Consider the following 17,777-nt stretch of genomic DNA (forward strand, 5'->3'; position numbering starts at 1 on the left):
AGCACCGGTAGCACCTTGCGGTCCTTGATCACCCTGAGGTCCTTGAGCACCCGTAGCACCTTGCGGTCCTTGATCACCCTGAGGTCCTTGAGCGCCAGTAGCACCTTGCGGTCCTTGGTCGCCTTGAGGTCCTTGAGCACCCGTAGCACCTTGCGGCCCTTGATCGCCTTGAGGTCCTTGAGCGCCAGTAGCCCCTTGCGGTCCTTGGTCTCCTTGAGGTCCTTGAGCGCCAGTAGCCCCTTGCGGTCCTTGGTCGCCTTGAGGTCCTTGAGCGCCAGTAGCCCCTTGCGGCCCTTGATCGCCTTGAGGTCCTTGAGCACCGGTAACACCTTGCGGTCCTTGATCACCCTGAGGCCCTTGAGCACCGGTAGCACCTTGCGGTCCTTGATCACCCTGAGGTCCTTGAGCGCCAGTAGCACCTTGCGGTCCTTGATCGCCCTGAGGTCCTTGAGCGCCAGTTACACCTTGCGGTCCTTGGTCGCCTTGAGGTCCTTGAGCACCGGTAGCCCCTTGCGGTCCTTGATCACCAGTAGCCCCTTGCGGTCCTTGATCACCCTGAGGTCCTTGAGCACCGGTAGCCCCTTGCGGTCCTTGATCACCAGTAGCACCTTGCGGCCCTTGGTCGCCTTGAGGTCCTTGAGCGCCAGTAGCCCCTTGAGGTCCTTGATCACCCTGAGGTCCTTGAGCGCCAGTAGCCCCTTGCGGTCCTTGATCGCCTTGAGGTCCTTGAGCACCAGTAGCCCCTTGCGGCCCTTGGTCACCCTGAGGCCCTTGATCGCCGGTAGCCCCTTGCGGTCCTTGATCGCCTTGAGGTCCTTGATCGCCAGTAGCACCTTGAGGTCCTTGTTCGCCCTGAGGTCCTTGATCGCCAGTAGCCCCTTGCGGCCCTTGGTCGCCTTGAGGTCCTTGAGCACCGGTATCACCTTGAGGTCCTTGGTCACCCTGAGGTCCTTGGTCACCTTGAGGTCCTTGGTCTCCTTGAGGTCCTTGAGGTCCTTGAGGCCCTTGATCGCCTTGAGGTCCTTGAGGCCCTTGATCGCCTTGAGGTCCTTGAGGTCCTTGTTCGCCCTGAGGTCCTTGAGGTCCTTGGTCTCCTTGAGGTCCTTGGTCTCCTTGAGGTCCTTGATCGCCTTGAGGTCCTTGAGGTCCTTGTTCGCCCTGAGGTCCTTGAGGTCCTTGGTCGCCTTGAGGTCCTTGGTCACCCTGAGGTCCTTGGATGCCCTGAGGCCCTTGAGGTCCTTGATCGCCTTGAGGTCCTTGGATACCCTGAGGCCCTTGAGATCCTTGTTCGCCCTGAGATCCTTGAACGCCTTGAGGTCCTTGAGGCCCTTGAACGCCTTGAGGTCCTTGAACGCCTTGAGGCCCTTGGAAGCCTTGAACGCCGCGAGGTCCTTGAGCGCCTTGAGCACCTTGAGGTCCTTGAGGCCCTTGGAAGCCTTGAACGCCGCGAGGTCCTTGAGCACCTTGAGCACCTTGAGGCCCTTGAGTGCCTTGAGGTCCTTGGAAGCCTTGAACGCCACGAGGTCCTTGAGGCCCTTGAGGTCCTTGAGCACCTTGAGCGCCGCGAGGTCCTTGAGTGCCTTGAGGTCCTTGGAAGCCTTGAGGTCCGCGCTGTCCTTGAGGCCCTTGAGGTCCTTGAGCACCTTGAGTGCCGCGAGGTCCTTGAGTGCCTTGAGGTCCTTGAACACCTTGAAGCCCGCGCTGTCCTTGAGGCCCTTGAGGTCCCTGAGGTCCTTGAGTTCCCTGCGTACCACGAGGTCCTTGAGGTCCTTGAGGTCCTCCTCCCTGAGGTCCTTGAGGCCCTTGAGGTCCTGTTGGCCCAACTGCTCCATCTGTCCGTGCAGCCTCCAAATGAGTAAAGTTGGACTCGGCTATCACAGTAACCGTTCCGGCGTTGGGTTGAAGAAATACCCCCAAGCTGTCACCCGGAGCGAAATTCATTTGAGCGGTGAAGTTTACTGTGAAAGGCAGGTCCGGATGATCCGTATCTCGGATGAATATCATTCCGGATTGGTTAGGTCCTGCCAATGCGAGTGCAACGTATTCCACGGAAGGGTCCGGCAAGAGCAGAAGGCTGACGCTAATAGTATACACGCCGCCCTGGCTGGAGACGAAGGTTGAAGTCGCTGGGTTATACTCACCGTTCAAATCATACTCAACGGTTGGAAAGGCTACGTTAAAAGGTCCGGATATTGTAATAATTTGGTTCGCCAATGCTCGAGCTCTAAATGCGGATTCGGCCAACTGGATATCACCTCCATATACTAATGTAGCTCCACTCTCAAAAAAACTTAAGATCGCGAAGCCTTTAATATAGTATGTGATAATTCGCAGCGAGCCTCGGCTCTTGCAGAGGTGAAATCGTATATTTTGAAATAGCCGTAAAAGCCTCTTTTGCCGCATAACCTATTTTTAACAAGAAAAATACGCTGGCGTGAGTGCTGCACGAAACTTACCGCGTTCTCAGGGATTCGTCGCCGACGGCCCGGTAATCACCGTATGTTTTTCGGCGCGAAGGGATCAGCCTCGGGGAAGCGCTCGGTCGCGATGTCGGGCGAAACATCTGCGCCAAAGAAGCCCGGGGAGGAGATCGTGCTGTTCCTCGACGGGGACATGGTCGTTTCGGCGGAGTTGATTTCGCAAGCTTCGCAGATGGTCTGAGGGAAGAGGTGAAGCAGGCTCTGAGGCTTCGATGTCGGCTACGGGAAGGGGCTATTGCCGCAATCCCTTGGCTTCCTGGAAGTAAGCGGCAAGGCATTCGATCGATGCTTTCGCCAAGTTTCGTGTTGATCACGACTTCGCCCGTTCACCGCAAAAAAGCCGTCTGCCAAGCGGCAGCCGGCTCTTCTAATCGTAATTGGGGGACAGTCGATTCATTGTTCGGGAACAGTCTGCTTGGTCCCGATATACAGCGTATCTTTCTCGGACAAACCGTACAGGTTTACTTCCTCCACACCGTATTTTTCCGCCAAATTAAATAAAACGACATGAAACCCGGCCGCTTCCAATCGTTCAACGAATCCTTTGCGATTATAAATGCGTACATGATCGTCTTGGCCGAAGTGTTCTTTTCTTGCTTGAGGCGAGGTCACCGCCGGGTCTTCCAGAATTTCCTCGAAGTTTGAAGCGATCGGCACTTGCAGAATGCTCCAGCCGTCCGGTTTCAATACGCGGTAGATTTCTGCCATCGCTTTGTGATCTTCGGTGATATGTTCTAATACATGGCTACAAATAACGGCATCGAATGTTCCGTCAGCGTAAGGCATGGCCGTTAAATCTACCCGCTCCATTTCCGCATCCTGAGGCATTAAATCGCCGCATATATAGGAAATGTTCGGATGCCTTTTTAACCATTTTCTTAAATTTTTCTCGGGTGCAATGTGCAGTAATTTTTGCGGCCTCACGAGCAGATCCGTTTCCCGTTCAATATAGAATTTATACAATCTTTCCCTGTCGAAAGAGGAGCACACGGGACACATGGCGGTCTGCTTGTTCCACATTTCATACTGGCACTTGGGAAAATCGTAAATATCCGGCCACGGGCGAAAGCGTACAATCGTATTATTGCAATAAGGACAATAGTAAGGACCTTGGTGTTTGAGATGGTCAACCAAATGATTTTTCTCCCTTCCTATTTCTTATCAAGCCGTTTTTTGATGACGGCCGGCACCCCCGCAGCCATAGTAAAGTCGGGGATATCGCCTTTGACAAAGGCTCCGCCGCCAATCATAGACCAGCAGCCGATGCGGCATTTCTCCCGAACCGAGGAGCCGATGCCGATGTAGGCTCCTTCGCCTACGGCCACGTTGCCCGCCAGATTCACACCCGGGGCGATGGTGACATAATCGTCAATGACCGTATCATGACTGATGTTGGCGCTTCGATTGATGATCACATGGCATCCGATCTGGATATTATCGGTAAGGATGGCCCCTTCGCAAATCATGCTGCCTTGCCCGACGATATTTCTCGTCGACAAACGGACACGCGGATGGACCAGCGGGTCTGCGATGAGGAATCCCGACCGGATGGTATCGTAAGCGAACCGCTTCTTTAACGCCGGGTCCCCGACCCCGGCACATAAGATCTCGACCTCATGCCGCATCGCTTCGATATCGTCAAGCGTTCCCAATACGGAAACTCCATTCACCAGTTGGCCCTTCATTTCTGGCCGTTCGTCCAGAAACCCCAGCACCTGCACACCCAGCTCGTCGCAAAGCCAGTTGACCTCGCGGGCGTGTCCGCCCGATCCCCAGATGACGATCTTTCTCATATGGCACCATTCTCCTCGGTAATGCTTCCAAGCACGTTCGCAATTCGCCCAACGGTGGCCTCATTCATTTCCTCCCAGAGCGGCAGACTGACAATATGTTCTGCAATCCGTTCCGTCACCCGAAGATCGGAGTGGGGGCAGCTTTGAAACTGCTTCTGCTGATGGCATGCCGGGGAGAAGTAAGTTCGGGCTTCAATCGAATGGGAGGCTAACCGCCGGATGACTTCCCGGTTGCCGAGAGAGTCCGGGCTCAGCAGAGAGAAAAATTGCAGGGGCACCTGGCCTTGCATCTTTTGGGCTAACCATCCGCGCTGCAATAAATCCTTCTGCTGCAGTTTACGGCGATAATAGTCAATGATCGTTTTTCTTCGCTCCTGTACTGCCTGGAACCCTTCGAGAGTAGCCAAGGCGATAGCGGCCGTATATTCGGATATTTTGCTGTTTAAGCCTAACATCACAGATTCCCTTGAGCTGGAGAAACCGAAGTTTCCGGCCCGGCGGATTCGCTGAATGAGATTCTGGTCCGCGCTATACACTAGCCCGCCTTCTCCGACGCCAAACGTTTTGGTCGCGTGAAAGCTGAACACCACGGCTCCACCGAAGCCTTTGCCGAATTGTGCAGCATCTTCCGCAACAGTCGTTCCAAAGCTGGCAGCCGCATCGATGACGACCGGAATTCCTTCCTGCAGCAGTTTATCGTATATGGATAAATCGATAGCCGAACCGAAAGTGGCGTAAGGAACGACGACCGCGATCTGCTCGCCCAGCCGCTCGACCGTCTCCTCCAATTGCGCTCTGTTCATTTGCCAATCGTCCGGTTCAATATCCAGAAAATATGGCTCAAGCCCGCACCACTCGGCGGCTAGAGGGGTCGCTGCAAAAGTAAAGCTGGGCATCACCGCATATTTGCCCCGGGGCCGCTTGCTTTGCGAAATCGCCAGCATCAGCCCGATTGTAGCGTTATGCACCGTCACGGCTGCGCCGATGCCACCGAACATTTGGGCAATCACACGCGTTTCAAACAGATGATTTAAGGGTCCGTAATTGGAGTAAATCCGGCTTGCTTCTATGTTTTCAAAATAAGAAAGCAACCGCTCCTTTTTGACTAAGTTCGGTCGCAAGAACGGAATTTCATACATGAGGCAACCTCTTCTCACTGGAATCCATTTTCCAATCCATGTGTACACCTTATAGTATGAACCCCACGAATGGGTGGAACGGCGAATAACTGGCTCTCCGATTTTCGCAGTGCTTCATTCTATCGTATTCAAGATCGTATCGATCCGCTGAATGTCCGCTGCAAATTGCGGGTATCCCTGCACGCGTTTGCGGTAAGCGAGAAGGGCGGTTTTGTACAACTCCTCCGTTTCGAGAAAACCCTCTTCTCTGGAGGCGATCGTGATATCGAGCCATTCACTGAACGCTTTAAAGCCAAGCGTGCTGTTGTTTTGGTTAGCATGTAACCGAAAGTAGCTGAGCGCTTCCGGAATATAAACCGCTTTTCCTTTGGACAACAGTGATAACCAGGCAGCCATATCGTTGATCAGCGAATATTGCTTCCCGCGGTATACTCCGAACGGTTCGGGAAGGTCCGCCTTTTTAAATAAAACGGTCGTCGGCTCGCCGATCACATTTAAGCAGCGGGTTAACGCGATGTTCCCCAGCATTTTTCCATCCATCACTCTCGTCTCTTCGTAGAGTCTGACCGTTGCGGCGATGGGCGCAAGAAAGCTCCCCGATTCATTGATGGTTTGCCGGTAGGAGGTGACCAGCGTGATGTTTTCGAATTCGTGAAAAAAACGGAGCATTTTGGCGATCTTCTCTTTATGAAATACGTCGTCATCCATCAGGTAATTGATATATTCCCCCGAGGCCAGATCGAAGCATTTGTGCCAGTTTTCAAGAAAAAGGTTTTTCTCGTTTTTGTGATATTTGATTTGGGGATAAGACGGCAGATAAGCGGCTTCCAGCATTTGTTGCACTTCGTTATTAGAGCTGTCGTCACAGATGACGATTTCGATATTCGGGTAGGTTTGTTCGAGTACGCTGTCAATGGCGATTTTTAGCGTATGGGGCCGGTTATAAGCGGGAATGACGACACTAACCAACGCATGCTCCAAGATAACTCCACCTTTCTAAAAAAAGAGTTCTGTCCCGCAATGGACGATAGAATCGTTACCTCCCAGAGTATGCGTTCTTAAGCGAAATGTGCGTTCATACAAGGCTTTTAGGCGGACAAATATTAGAACGGCGGAATACACTGCGTATGTGTAAAAAGAGAATAGATCGGCACTTGGCTCTAGCTTGTGTTCGACATCTGGGAAAGGGGAATCAACTTGTCGTCGGACTTCACTCCTTTATTGACGGTTCATCTGTTTGTGACAGACAAGATTTCGAAGAATAAATTGAAAGAACCGATCTTGAGGTTGGCAGAAAACCACATCACCGTGAAAATGTATGGGCCTGATGCTCCATTAGTCGATGCCGGCCCCCGGAAGCCACGCGTCTATGTTTCCATAGGAGATGAATGGAATGCTTTTACAACTCTAAAATCGCTGCCTGTTCAGGAAAAAAAACGTTGGCTGCACTTCCATTCGCCTGACGAACTCGAATCGTATAAATTGTTCTATTGCTGGCTCAGTGGGACGGATCCTCTCCCTGAAAACAAAGCCGTTCCTCCTAACCGTTTTTCTTCCGATACGCCTCTGATATCCGTATTCACGGCCAGCTACAGGTCAAAAGAAAGAATTCAACGTCCTTATCGATCGCTATTAAATCAGACTTACCCGAACTGGGAATGGGTCATTGTGGACGATTCCGGAGATAACGAGGAAACTTACAAGAATGACTTGCTTCCTTTGAAAGATCCTCGCGTGCGCAGATATCGCCAGGATTCCCGCAATGGCTATATTGGAGCGCTCAAAAGGTATGCCGCAGGTCTTTGTACAGGGGAAATCTTAGTCGAGGTGGATCATGATGATGAGCTGATGCCCGATTGCCTGGAGAAGATTGTTCGGGCATTTCAGCAAAATCCCGAATGCGGCTTGGTTTACGGGGATTGCACCGAGGTGTACGCAGAGAACCTTCATGCGCATTGGTACGGCTGGGATTGCGGTTTTGGATACAGTGTATTTTATCGGGTCTGGCTGCATGCAATGAACCGCTGGCAAAATGCGCACAGACATACGACAATCAACGGCAATACGGTCCGTCATTTAGTCGGGTTGCCGAATCATCCTCGCGCATGGTCCCGGGATTGTTATCATCTGGTCGGGGGCCATCGCGATGAGTTGCTGGTGGCCGACGATTACGACATGCTGATTCGGACGTTTCTTTGTACCAAGTTTGCGGCCGTTCCCGATTTACTCTATATCCAATATCGGAACGAAAGGGGAAACAACACCACTTTTCTAAGAAATAAGCAGATCCAGATTTTGGTTAGAGAACTGGAACGAGTTTACCACGATAGAATTCATTCGAGGCTGACCGAGCTGGAACTGCCGGAGCGTCTGCCGTACAGCCGTATATGGGAGACCTCCGTACACGATCCCGCCCGCAAAACGGCTCACGTCATTCATGAAGACACTACCCGAGTTTCGATATTGTTCCCGATTCCATACTCTCATCCGGAAACGGAGCATACTCAATTAAGGAAGACCCTCCAAATGGGTATGGGGTCGGGCTTTAAGAACACCCAGGTTATCGTTGTGGGCCGTATCCCCAAGGAAGTGGAGTTTTTCGCTTCCCAAGCGCCTGCGGGGGCGATCCGCTGGTGGCCGATGGAACCGGACGATTCATTGGAGACTTGCATCCAGTATGCGAAGTACTGTGCATCCTGTAAAGAGAAAGTGGTTGTGATGCCTTAAAAGACCGGGCAGCATAAAGCGGGGAAGGAGCAGTTTGCAGAATAGAAGAGGTGATATCATGACCAAAATATCCGTGCTGATGCCCGTCTTTAATGCGCACTTTTTGGACGAACATCAGGATGTCGCCGTTTGCTTTTCGTTATAAAAAACGGGAGCGGTGGGTGCAGCAACCACCGCTTTATTATTGTCAAGCCCTCGGCTCGCTCCAACGCCAGAGCATTCCCGTGTGGACAAGCCGTACATCAGCAGGTCCCGTACAGCACAACGGTTTTTGCTACTTTATTTGACACTCTCGTTATTCGATCATTGTATTCAGTTTCATTCAAAACTTATTGATCCGTGAGTAGGGAGAAAAATCAGTATGAGTTTGTCCAAACTGGAATGTTTATAGTTTACATAATAAATATTATGTATACTTTATTGTGGCAAGCAAGCTGCCGATCAAATATGGTATAATAGCAGGAAACCCAAACCGCGGGAGGGCGGAGGCCATGTTTGTCGTCACGGCGGAAGAAATGAGAAGGATCGATCTGCATACGATTCAAACGGTCGGCATCCCGGCGCTTGTGCTGATGGAGAATGCAGGCCGGGCCGTGGCGGAAGAAGGCATGGAGCTGTTCGACGGCCGCAGTGGGGCTTTGGCCGTTCTCGCAGGGAAGGGCAATAACGGCGGGGATGGGCTTGTAGCCGCCAGACATTTGATCGAAGCGGGTTACGACGTTAAAATCATATATGCCGAATCCCCGGAATCGTTCCGTGGGGAAGCGGCGATTCAGCGGGACATCGCGTCCCGGTTAGGAATACCTTACGAAGTATACGATTCGTCGCCAATCGATTGGAGAGGCTATAGCGGCATCATTGATGCGCTGCTCGGGACCGGCAGCCGCGGGGCGCCGAGAGAGGCGTATGCCGCTTTGATCGGATCAGCGAATCTTTCCGGACTGCCTATCCTCTCCGTTGACTTGCCGAGTGGCTTGGACGCGGATACCGGGCAAGTCTCCGATCCTTGCATCCGGGCGACCCGTACCGTTGCGCTGGCTTTTACGAAGTGCGGCTTGGAGCAGTATCCGGGCGCAGAGCTTGCCGGCGAGGTGAAGGTGCGTTATATCGGCATCCCTCAGAAGGCGGCTGCTGAAGCGAATGTCTGCACGTTCCGGATCGAAGAGCCGTTCCTGTCACGGCAGCTCCGGTTTGAGGATTACCGGCTGCGGCGGGCCGATTCGCATAAAGGCACCTACGGCCACGTGCTCGTTGCCGCAGGCAGCCGATCCATGAGCGGGGCAGGACTGCTGTCCGCCAGAGCCGCGCTTCGCGGCGGAAGCGGCTTGGTTACGTGGGCCCTGCCGGATCGGCTGGCCGAGCCGATGTTCGGCCAGATGCCAGAGGCCATGCTTGCGGGGCTGGCGGATGAGCAGAGAGGAGACTGGAGCGCCGTCCGGGCGGAAGCTCTGGCACAGCTCGCTGTCGGAAAAGACGCGCTGCTCTTCGGTCCGGGCGTCGGACGATGGGCACAGGACACGGCCTTCTTGCGTACGCTATGGGAGGGAACCGATTGTCCCCTCGTACTTGATGCGGATGCGCTTAATATACTGGCCGCTGCGGGAGATGCCGTAGCTTGGCCGAAGCGCGGCGCACCGGTTGTGCTGACGCCGCACCCGGGGGAAATGGCGCGCTTGATCGGCTCCACCGTACCGGCTGTCCAGCGGGATCGCATTGAGACGGCCCGCCGTTATGCGGCGCGCACCGGCGTAACGCTTGTCCTGAAGGGGGCGCGGACGGTGATTGCCGATCCCGAAGGGAACGTTTATGTCAACCCAACCGGCAATGCAGGAATGGCCACCGGAGGAGCCGGGGATGTGCTGGCGGGAATCATCGCTAGCTTGTTGGCCCAAGGCTGGCGCGGTTCCGAGGCGGCAGCGCTAGGGTCATATCTTCATGGCGCCGCCGGAGACCGGGCGGCCGCCAGCCGCGAGCTTCCCGCATCGCTGACAGCCGGGGATATTATTGACCATTTGTGACAATTATGAACGTTTACAATTCATTCGATTGATTATATGTGTCATTAATATTTAATGACGTTTATTATAAATTTCGACACGTTTATGTTCTTTTGTCATAACACGCCTCACAAAAATCATTCGGCTGCCGAATACTATAATTATGACGTTTGAAGGAGGTTTCCATGGAGAAATCCATCAATCAACGTTACGTGCTAACCGAGCCGATTCTTCCGATGTTAAGCGGAATGCTATACAGTGGGAAAGATTTGCCTTTGCGAAGAGACGTCGTTTTTTTCGTCGTGGAAAGCACGGACGAAGCCGCCAAAGAGGCGTATATCCGCAAGCTGCGCGAGGTTGCGCCGCTTAGCGACAATCGTTTTTTACATATCCTCGATGTTGGGATGGAGCCGAATTATATTTTTGCCGTGCTGAAGACGTTCGACGGCAAGCCGTTTATCCAAGAGCTGAAGGGGCATCGTTTTACCCCGGAGGAAGCGGTCTCCAAAGTGCTTGAGCTTGGAAAAGGCCTGATGGATGCGCTTGAGGAAGGGATATCCGGCTGTTCCGTACATGCGGCGAACCTGTGGCTCAACGATGACGGCCAGCTCAAGATCATTAATTATTGGGAAAAAGGGACACACACGCAACGCGGCGCTCAAGGTCTCGGCTGCCTGCTGTACCAGATCCTGACCCATTCCGAATCGATCCCGGTTTCGTTCGATACGATAGAGCACAGTCTTCGCGAGGCGCTTACGGCGATTCCGCGCGTAGAACAGGAGCTGCTGATTTCCACGCTGCGCCGGGTGTGGAACGATCAGGAAACGCTAGCTTCGTTTATGCTCGTGCTGCAGAGCTTGCGGCAGGACACGGCCATCAGGCAGGAGGTGTCCATGCCGGTATCGGATAGACAGGTCCGGGAAAAGACAGAACCGGAGAGAGCGTACGAAGAGGAAGATCCGGTTGAAGAGGAGGAGGCTCCGCCCCGGAGAAGCTTGGGACGGGCAGGCCGTAAGCTTCTGGTCGGAACGGCAATTGCCTGCTTGGGAGGGGCCGCAGCTTTCGTATGGCTGGGGAAGGATCAAGAGGAGCCTTCGGGCAAAGGAGCCTCGCCGGCCCAAACCGAGCATCACGCTCCCTTGCAGCCGTCGCATCAGACGTACGACATACCAGCCGGGCCTGAAGTTGCAAATGACCCAAATCAGAAAAAAGCGGAAGACGAAATCGTGATCGTGCCTAATTTGATCGGACTACAGAACGATACGGCCGGCAAGCAGGCCATCGCGGCCGGACTGCATTTCAAATTTGACATCGTGGCCAACGAACGCGAGGAAGGCACGGTGTTCAAGCAGGAGCCGGCCGCCCATACTCAAGTCCCCAAAGGCACCGAGATCAAATATTGGGTAAGCAAAGGAAAGCAGCAATAAACAAGCCGGCCCCGAGCGATACGGGGACCGGCTTACAGGCGTTATTCCGAAGGCTTGTCGATCGCTTCGGCCATCGTTTTATCGGTCAGGTGGGCATAGATCTGTGTTGTTTCCGGCGACGCGTGCCCCAATTGCTCCTGCGTTTTGTACAAGTCGTTGCGCAGGTAATAGTCGGTCGCGAACGAGTGGCGCAGCTTATGCACGGACAAGTAAGGCTTGCCGAACCGTTTGGCGTATTTGATCACCATCTCCTGTATGGCGCGCTTGGTCATGCGCTCGCCTTCTTTTTTGCCGTTGGCGACGGCAAGGAAGAGGGCTTTTTCCCGTTTGGGCGCTTTGTATGCCAGCTGGCGCTGCTCCAAATACGCGGACAAGCAGTCCACGGCTTCCTGCCGGAAATAAACCGGCGTCTTGAACGTATCGTCGTTTTTACCTTTGCGGTATACATATGTCAGCTTTTTCTTCAAGTCGATGTCTTCGACATTGAGATTAAAAACCTCGGATACGCGGAGGCCCGAATTCAGGATCAGGCTGATGATGCAGACGTCGCGGACCTTGTTGAGCTCGTAGGAGTAGAGCGCCTGCTTGTTTTTGGCGACATCAACCGGATAGCCGGTTTGTACGTACTCGATAAATTCCGCAATTTCCGATTCCTGCAGCAGCTTCCCTTCCAGCTTGGCCGCGGTATCCTTCGGCTTATGCGTGCGCTTGATTTCGACTTTGGCCATCACGTTGCGCTTTAACAGCGGATAGAAGTTCTCGTCCTCGGCAATTTGGCTTAAATAATGGAATAGCGAACGCAGCGAAGACAGCTTGCGGGCGATTGTCGTCTTGCCGTTCGAATTTTCTTTGCGCGTGGCGAGGAACATTTTGAAATTGTCAATGCTGTCCATATGCAGCCGTTCCAAGTCGACGAGCGGCACGTCCTTTACTGTTGGCGCGGACGATAGCCCTTCCGCAAGCAGCCATGAAAAAAAGGTATCGTAGTCCCGTACATATTCGAGCAGCGAGGAAGGAGAGAGGTCGGGCAGCTTGTAATTGATGAATTTCTCCACATACCATGGCATGGAGGGCAATTTTTTCTCCAGCTCGCTTCGGTCTTTGATTTTGATAATATTCATGCGAACCGCCTCCATACGAATAAATAGTTTACATAATAAATGTTATGTAATGTAGCGGACTTGCTGAGTAAGCGGCCAATGATGTAATAGAAGTGCACAAGGGAGGGGGCCGCTTCCAGTCGCTGTTCTCCCCGCAAATTTGAAAGTTGAGTCAGAGATGCTCAGTTCGATTACTTGGTGGGGACCCCAGCGGGTAATTTCCGCAGACCAAGGCGAACGTGATCGCTCTTCAGAGGATATCGCCTCCGCTTGTATTTCTGTTCTTGTTAAATGACCGCTTTCCGCGTATATTGTTTACATAATAATAATTATGTAAACTTTTTTTGTTCGATATCATGAAACTGTCCGGTTCCTTAAATCTAATTATGGAAGAGCATTAACTGGTCTGTCAATTGTTATTGGGAATCCATGCGATCAATTGCCGATGCCAAAAAACGCCGACTGCTTGAATCATAGCAGCGGCGTTTCCGGCTTGCCAGGCTGATTAAGCGGGCAGGGGAGTCGGAGTCGGTTTGGCGTAGCCTTTTTGATACTGCTTGTCGATCTGCTCGCGGATGTCTTTGGCCGATTGGCCCTGCTGCTGCCATTGCGCGGATTTAACGGCAATTTCCAGACATACGCCGCAGCGGGTGGCGTGATCGTCCCACACAACCGAACCGTCGGAGGCGGTTTCTTTAATGAAGCAGTTCATGTTGCTTTGATGCCCTGCGCTTTCGCCGCAGCCGCAATAACAGGGGATATTGCGCAGCAAATCCTTCGTCTGGGCCGCGACCAAATACGCTTTCTTCATCTGCTCCGGCTGCTTGTCCAAGAAGGAGGGCAGCGTGCTCAGCGAAGCCGTCTTTTCTTGCAAATCGCCGCTCGGCGTTTGATGCGGGCCATGAGACTCCGCCGCCGGCTTGCTGCCTCCGCAAGCACTCAGCATCAGCAGAAGGGCGGTTGAAGCCAGAACTACCGTTGCACGTCGAAACAATGGATTCACCTCGTCGCATTCGCTTTATTCGATCAGATTATACCATACCCTCGTATACCATGACAAAAGCAGCTTGGCCCCGGTCGACTTGTTTCGCCGCAATCATCGACACCGGCAGGATCGGTTGACGAAGAGCAAGGTCTTGCGGCCTAGACGCCCTCCACTTACGTGATCCTTTGCGCAAACTTTCCTCTCAACCTGGAAAATGAAATGGATTGTATCCCATAATAGTGGAAATTTATCCCTCCCCACCTCTGTACCGATATGCCATAATGAAAAGGAATGAGCCTAAAGTACCTTATATGCCAAGAGGAGGGAATTCATGTGTTCAATACGATCGTCCAAATTTTGTGCCAAATTAAGGAGGACAACCCGTCGCTGCGGGAAAGGCTTACGCTCGAAACGGATTTGAACAACGATGTCGGGCTGGATTCGCTGCAAATGCTCAACTTTATGGTCAAGATAGAGGAAGAGCTAAAGATCGAGATCGATTACGATGAATTCGATTATGTCCATCTTCGCTCCATAGGCACGTTTATCGACTTCTTAAACCGGTGTGCTCCGGTCGAGGGCGCATACGAGCATGCTGTCGAGTAAAGCCGCCGTCGCTTTGCGCAAAACGGTCATGGGCACGTTTGACCCGGAAACGCGCTGGAGAGATGCTCTGTTGTCGATGCTGCCCCGAATTCCCGATCCGGAAAGGGACCGGATCGTTCTTTGCATGGATGAATTGCTTTTCCCGCTATGCGGGCCTGACGATATATTGGTTACCCGCTGCCGGATCGATGACGCGCTGCTGGACTATTTCGATAAGTTGGGCGTCTCGTTCCACCACCGCAGCATTGTGGACTTGACTTCGCCGGAGGCCGAAGTAGCGCTGCGCACGGAGCATTTCGCGTCGTGCATCTTTCAGCTCGCTTCCCGGGATGGAATCCCCGGCACCGAAGCGGACAAGCCGTATATGCTTGTGCCGTATGCGGTAACGGAGGAGGCGCATGAGTACGCGGGGAAAGGAATTTTTGCCAACTCGCTTCCGGATTTGGCAGTGGTGAAGCGCGTAAATTCCAAGCTGTACCACCATCGGCTGCTGGAGGACATGGGACTGCACACGTACGGGATGCCGGCCATGAGTACGGAGGAAGTGGAGCAATACGGTACCGAGCTGCTGCATAATGGCGCTTTTCTGATCAAGGACCCCTTCGGCGTTTCCGGCAAAGGCAACTTGCTGATCGAAAGTCCGTCGCTGCTGAAGCGGATCGTTTCGTACCTGCGGAAGCAAGAAGAAGCCGGTTCCCAGACGCTCTTTTTGCTCGAACCGCTATTGCCCAAGGCGGCCGACTTCTCCAGCCAATGGCTGCTTGAGCCGGACGGTTCCCGGCAGCTGATTTCCGTCCAGCGGATGATGAACCGCCAGCAAAATTACGGGGGCTCCATTACGGCGGAAGCCGCCTTTGTGAACTCCCTCGAACAAAAAGGGTATTTTCGCATGCTCGAGGCCGCCCTGCACGAGCTGTATCTGGACGGCTATTTTGGATACGTTTGCTTCGACTCGATGATGTTGGAGGACGGAGAGCTTGTCCCAATCGTCGAGATTAACGCCCGGATGTCAATGGGACTCATCAATGCCCATCTGGACCGGCTGCTTGCAGGCTGGAATCTCAAGGGCTGGCTTACGTATCTGTCCGTCGCCTTGCCGGAGCAATTCCGTTTTGAACTACTGCTTCAAGCGCTGGAAGATGAGCAGCTGTTGTTTACCCCGCTGCGGCAAAGCGGCATCATGCCGCTTTCCTCAGGTACGTTAACCGTGAACGGCAGCCCGTGGGGACGGTCGTCGGGGAAGCCGAAGGGCCGGTTGTATGTGTCGGTGATCGGACAGACGGAGGAGATCCGGGAAGAAACGCTAGAGCGGCTGAAGCAAGTGCTGCACGACCTCTCGGTTACAGTATTCCATTAACGGAAGGGCAGGGGGCTGTCCATGACCAAAGACGCGATCACGCTGTTGGCCTCGGGCAATTCGCTCGGCGCCTATATTCCTGCCATTCATCTGCGGGAATACCTTGCGCGCCAACATATACGGGCGGAAGTGCAGGTGCTTGAAACGCTTTATCGCGAGGAGACCCGCAGCAAAATCAACGGGTATAAAAAAGCGTTTCACAACAATTTTTCCGTCGCCTTGACCGGGCATAGGATGGCCAAAGACATCAGCCCAAATCTCGACGATTCGGCGGTCCGCCGGCTGCACTCGCATTGGCGGCAAACGGGCTGCGCGACGTTCATCGCTTTTACGGGGTTTTGGCTGCCTATTCTGGAAGCCTACAAGGAAATCGCCGGGTTTCCGGTCCATATCGAATGGATTCATATGGATGCTTGTGACACCCCTTCGTATAAGGTTTATAAGTATTCCTACCACCAGTACTGCAATGTGCAGTTTTACGATCCCGAGCTGGAAAGCCCCGGTTATTTGATCACGCCGCCGGACGCAGAGGCCGCATCTTTCGAGGCACGGAACGACCGGTTTCTTATTCATGGCGGCGGCTGGGGGATCGGCACCTACTGGGACAAAATCGAGCGGCTGCGGCGCGGCGGCTGCAGGCTGGATATCATTGCGTATGACGAGAGCGAAGTGCAGGAAGACGACGGGGAAACCCGCTATTTTATGGTGGATCCCGAGTGGAGTCCGTGGATTAAGGATGCCGGGGGAATACATACCTATCCTCCGATGCTGGAGCTCGTGAGACGGAAGGGGACGGTCGAACGGCGCAGACTGCCGGACTACGCTGCTTATTTGGAGCTCGTTCGCCTAAGCCGGGCAATTATCAGCAAGCCGGGAGGCGCTACTTTGAACGATTCGCTGGTGTATGCTACGCCGCTGCTGCTGCTTGAGCCGTTCGGATATCACGAGGAAAGCAACGCCGCCTTTTGGAAGCGATGCGGATTCGGCATCGGCTATGACGATTGGGAGGAGGACGGATTTCCGGCCGCGTCTTTGCAGGCCTGCCACGAACGGCTGCGAAAGCAGCGTATTACAGCCTGCCGCTATGGGAGGGAATTTGATACGGCCCCCAAAGAGCGTTACGTCTAATCCACCAGCCTTGCCAAAAGATCAGGAGGACGCCATGGAACGGATCCGGGTGAGCGGACTGCACAAAAGCTACGATTATTACACGAAGGAAGCGGGTCTCCGGCATTCCTTGAAAAATTTGTTTTCCCGCAAAACGTTGACGAAGGAAGCGGTCAAGTCGATTTCGTTCGAGATCGCCTCTGGGGAATGCGTCGGCTTCATCGGGCCGAACGGAGCCGGGAAGACGACGACGCTGAAGATGCTTTCCGGGATTCTGCATCCGACCGGCGGGGAAGCGTCGGTGTTCGGTCATACGCCATGGGAGCGCAAGAACGAATTCAAGCGCATCTTTTCGCTGGTTATGGGGCAAAAAAATCAGCTGTGGGTCGATTTGCCCGCCATCGAATCGATCTACCTGAACAAATGCATTTACCAGATTCCGGACGACGCCTACGAGCGGATGCTTGCCGAGCTGTCGGAGATGCTGGATGTTAAGCACTTGCTGCAGGTCCAAGTGCGGCGGCTGTCGCTCGGCGAACGGATGAAGATGGAGCTGATCGCCGCGCTGATCCACAGCCCCAAGCTGTTGTTTCTGGACGAGCCGACAATCGGCCTCGATCTGATCTCGCAGAAGAAGATCCGGGAGTTTCTGACCTATTACAATGAGCAATTCAAGGCAACCTTAATTTTGACCAGCCATTATATGAAAGATATCGAGGACGTCTGCAAGCGCACGATCGTCATTAACGAAGGCCGGATTTTGTATGACGGCGATTTTAAGAAAATCAACGAGCTGTTCAACGAAGTCAAGGTGCTGAACGTTCAGTTTTCCGAGCCGGTGCCGGAAGAAAGCCTGAGGCCGCTCGGCTGCGTCACGAAGCGCGACTCGTATCACGCGGTAATCGAGCTGCCGAAGGAGCATTTGAAGCCGGTATCCCGGATGCTGCTCGACCGGTTTCCGGTTGTCGATTTCACGGTGGCGGACCTCCCGCTTGAAGAAAGCATTGCCAAGCTGTACGGCAAAGAAGTAGCCACCGGATGACCCCGCAGGCGAAAACA

The 17,777-nt window shown here is 53.6% G+C and carries 15 protein-coding genes; 7 read left to right on the forward strand and 8 right to left on the reverse strand.

The window, feature by feature from the left end:
- The 6 genes from NI000_RS26095 to NI000_RS26120 form a co-directional block, all read right to left on the reverse strand.
- Positions 1-392, reverse strand: a 392-nt coding sequence (locus tag NI000_RS26095) for a hypothetical protein (protein ID WP_253414302.1), incomplete at its 3' end; no start/stop codon positions are given.
- A gap of 66 nt (positions 393-458) precedes the next feature.
- Positions 459-1,832 (reverse strand): hypothetical protein, encoded by a 1,374-nt coding sequence (locus NI000_RS26100; protein WP_253414303.1) that lies wholly within the window; start codon positions 1,830-1,832, stop codon positions 459-461.
- A 1,041-nt stretch (positions 1,833-2,873) separates the two neighbouring features.
- Positions 2,874-3,500, reverse strand: coding sequence for a methyltransferase domain-containing protein (locus NI000_RS36810; RefSeq protein ID WP_309247935.1), 627 nt, complete (start codon positions 3,498-3,500; stop codon positions 2,874-2,876).
- A 131-nt stretch (positions 3,501-3,631) separates the two neighbouring features.
- Positions 3,632-4,273, reverse strand: a complete 642-nt coding sequence (locus tag NI000_RS26110; protein WP_253414304.1) for an acetyltransferase — start codon at positions 4,271-4,273, stop codon at positions 3,632-3,634.
- Complete coding sequence (locus NI000_RS26115) at positions 4,270-5,412, reverse strand: DegT/DnrJ/EryC1/StrS family aminotransferase (RefSeq protein WP_253414305.1); 1,143 nt, start codon at positions 5,410-5,412, stop codon at positions 4,270-4,272. The genes NI000_RS26110 and NI000_RS26115 overlap by 4 nt, the downstream gene beginning before the upstream one ends.
- Before the next feature lie 114 nt (positions 5,413-5,526).
- The gene (locus NI000_RS26120) at positions 5,527-6,393 is read right to left on the reverse strand and encodes a glycosyltransferase family 2 protein (protein ID WP_253414306.1); all 867 of its coding nucleotides are present in this window, start codon (positions 6,391-6,393) and stop codon (positions 5,527-5,529) included.
- A 216-nt stretch (positions 6,394-6,609) separates the two neighbouring features.
- Between NI000_RS26120 and NI000_RS26125 the strand changes: the two genes are divergently transcribed.
- The 3 genes from NI000_RS26125 to NI000_RS26135 all read left to right on the forward strand — a co-directional run bounded on the left by NI000_RS26125 (position 6,610) and on the right by NI000_RS26135 (position 11,563).
- Positions 6,610-8,139, forward strand: a complete 1,530-nt coding sequence (locus tag NI000_RS26125; RefSeq protein ID WP_253414388.1) for a glycosyltransferase — start codon at positions 6,610-6,612, stop codon at positions 8,137-8,139.
- A gap of 491 nt (positions 8,140-8,630) precedes the next feature.
- On the forward strand, positions 8,631-10,157 hold the full coding sequence (locus NI000_RS26130; RefSeq protein ID WP_253414307.1) for an NAD(P)H-hydrate dehydratase: 1,527 nt from the start codon (positions 8,631-8,633) through the stop codon (positions 10,155-10,157).
- A 164-nt stretch (positions 10,158-10,321) separates the two neighbouring features.
- Positions 10,322-11,563, forward strand: a complete 1,242-nt coding sequence (locus tag NI000_RS26135) for a PASTA domain-containing protein (protein ID WP_253414308.1) — start codon at positions 10,322-10,324, stop codon at positions 11,561-11,563.
- A 41-nt stretch (positions 11,564-11,604) separates the two neighbouring features.
- On the opposite strand, the gene xerS is transcribed toward NI000_RS26135, so the two are convergent.
- Both xerS and NI000_RS26145 read right to left on the reverse strand, forming a co-directional pair.
- On the reverse strand, positions 11,605-12,684 hold the full coding sequence (gene xerS / locus NI000_RS26140; RefSeq protein ID WP_253414309.1) for a tyrosine recombinase XerS: 1,080 nt from the start codon (positions 12,682-12,684) through the stop codon (positions 11,605-11,607).
- A 484-nt stretch (positions 12,685-13,168) separates the two neighbouring features.
- Entirely contained in the window at positions 13,169-13,609 is a 441-nt protein-coding gene (locus NI000_RS26145) for a PCYCGC motif-containing (lipo)protein (RefSeq protein WP_301292708.1), read from the reverse strand.
- Positions 13,610-13,981: 372 nt separating this feature from the next.
- Between NI000_RS26145 and NI000_RS26150 the strand changes: the two genes are divergently transcribed.
- The 4 genes from NI000_RS26150 to NI000_RS26165 are packed head-to-tail and all read left to right on the forward strand — an operon-like array spanning position 13,982 to position 17,760.
- A complete protein-coding gene (locus NI000_RS26150; protein ID WP_253414311.1) occupies positions 13,982-14,254 on the forward strand; it encodes an acyl carrier protein in 273 nt (90 codons plus the stop codon).
- A complete protein-coding gene (locus tag NI000_RS26155; protein WP_253414312.1) occupies positions 14,241-15,611 on the forward strand; it encodes a hypothetical protein in 1,371 nt (456 codons plus the stop codon). Before NI000_RS26150 ends, NI000_RS26155 begins: the two co-directional genes overlap by 14 nt.
- Before the next feature lie 21 nt (positions 15,612-15,632).
- The gene (locus NI000_RS26160; protein WP_253414313.1) at positions 15,633-16,739 is read left to right on the forward strand and encodes a hypothetical protein; all 1,107 of its coding nucleotides are present in this window, start codon (positions 15,633-15,635) and stop codon (positions 16,737-16,739) included.
- A 34-nt stretch (positions 16,740-16,773) separates the two neighbouring features.
- A complete protein-coding gene (locus NI000_RS26165) occupies positions 16,774-17,760 on the forward strand; it encodes an ABC transporter ATP-binding protein (RefSeq protein WP_216792907.1) in 987 nt (328 codons plus the stop codon).
- The last annotated feature ends 17 nt before the right edge of the window (positions 17,761-17,777 follow it).

Source organism: Paenibacillus tyrphae (assembly GCF_024158745.1).
Taxonomy (GTDB): domain Bacteria; phylum Bacillota; class Bacilli; order Paenibacillales; family NBRC-103111; genus Paenibacillus_G; species Paenibacillus_G tyrfis_A.

What these genes read in the sequence shown, in the direction of transcription:
- NI000_RS26100 (WP_253414303.1), bottom strand. Translation starts at nt 1,832, where the DNA reads ATGGAGCAGTTGGGCCAACAGGACCTCAAGGGCCTCAAGGACCTCAGG.
- NI000_RS36810 (WP_309247935.1), bottom strand. Translation starts at nt 3,500, where the DNA reads ATGTGGAACAAGCAGACCGCCATGTGTCCCGTGTGCTCCTCTTTCGAC.
- NI000_RS26110 (WP_253414304.1), bottom strand. Translation starts at nt 4,273, where the DNA reads ATGAGAAAGATCGTCATCTGGGGATCGGGCGGACACGCCCGCGAGGTC.
- NI000_RS26115 (WP_253414305.1), bottom strand. Translation starts at nt 5,412, where the DNA reads ATGTATGAAATTCCGTTCTTGCGACCGAACTTAGTCAAAAAGGAGCGG.
- NI000_RS26130 (WP_253414307.1), top strand. Translation starts at nt 8,631, where the DNA reads ATGTTTGTCGTCACGGCGGAAGAAATGAGAAGGATCGATCTGCATACG.
- NI000_RS26135 (WP_253414308.1), top strand. Translation starts at nt 10,322, where the DNA reads ATGGAGAAATCCATCAATCAACGTTACGTGCTAACCGAGCCGATTCTT.
- xerS (WP_253414309.1), bottom strand. Translation starts at nt 12,684, where the DNA reads ATGAATATTATCAAAATCAAAGACCGAAGCGAGCTGGAGAAAAAATTG.
- NI000_RS26145 (WP_301292708.1), bottom strand. Translation starts at nt 13,609, where the DNA reads ATGCTGAGTGCTTGCGGAGGCAGCAAGCCGGCGGCGGAGTCTCATGGC.
- NI000_RS26155 (WP_253414312.1), top strand. Translation starts at nt 14,241, where the DNA reads ATGCTGTCGAGTAAAGCCGCCGTCGCTTTGCGCAAAACGGTCATGGGC.
- NI000_RS26160 (WP_253414313.1), top strand. Translation starts at nt 15,633, where the DNA reads ATGACCAAAGACGCGATCACGCTGTTGGCCTCGGGCAATTCGCTCGGC.
- NI000_RS26165 (WP_216792907.1), top strand. Translation starts at nt 16,774, where the DNA reads ATGGAACGGATCCGGGTGAGCGGACTGCACAAAAGCTACGATTATTAC.